At 32.7% G+C, this 685-nt stretch carries 1 protein-coding gene; it reads right to left on the bottom strand.

Translation table 11 applies throughout. From position 1 onward, the window contains the following. On the bottom strand, positions 1–674 hold a 674-nt coding region (locus A9G30_RS01615), incomplete at its 3' end, for a hypothetical protein (protein WP_141671945.1). Positions 675–685: the final 11 nt, after the last annotated feature.

Here is a 685-nt window from a genome sequence, read left to right as displayed (position 1 = left end):
TTTCGATCATTATCGACAGCAAGCTTGCCACTATCTTTGTATTTCCCAAGCGGTTGGTATACCTCTGAAGCATTATTAAATGCCTCTGCTGCAGCTTTATAGTTACCTTGCTGCTCTAACATTTTGCCTTGATTATAATAATCTTTAGCTGCAAGTTGCATATATTTTGTTTTTGCATTTTTGTATAAGCTTTCAATATTTTTATAGTTATATTGCTCAAATCCTTTTTGATATAAATCAGCTCTTTTTCTGTAACTTTCGCTGTCTGTTCCAGTTATAGAGTTACCATAATCATAATATTGTTTAGCAATTGTTTCTTCTAACTTTTTGATATCGTATTTATCATTAAAAAAGCTGACAGTTTGGCTATAAAAACGATCGCTCAACATCATTTTCATTTTAAGTAAGCTTTGATAAGCGTCAATACGATGTTGATAATCTGTATTTGCTGTGTGAGCCAAATCCGCCTCATAATGAGCCATAACATTACTTACTATAGTGCGTAACTTTTCAGCTCTACCTTTATCAAATTTCGCTTGCCCTTTTTCATCAATACTGGCAGTTAATAAACTGATACTTTCCAAATACTTTCCTTCTTTATATGCTTGATCAGCCGTTCGAGCATGACAAGCAGATAAAAGAAAAAGAAAAAAAATTGTTATGGCTATCCGCATAATATTTCCTT

Origin of the sequence: Gilliamella sp. Fer4-1, from assembly GCF_001690515.1 — a bacterium.
Taxonomy (GTDB): domain Bacteria; phylum Pseudomonadota; class Gammaproteobacteria; order Enterobacterales; family Orbaceae; genus Gilliamella; species Gilliamella apicola_C.
This window is presented reverse-complemented; position numbering and strand designations above follow the sequence as displayed.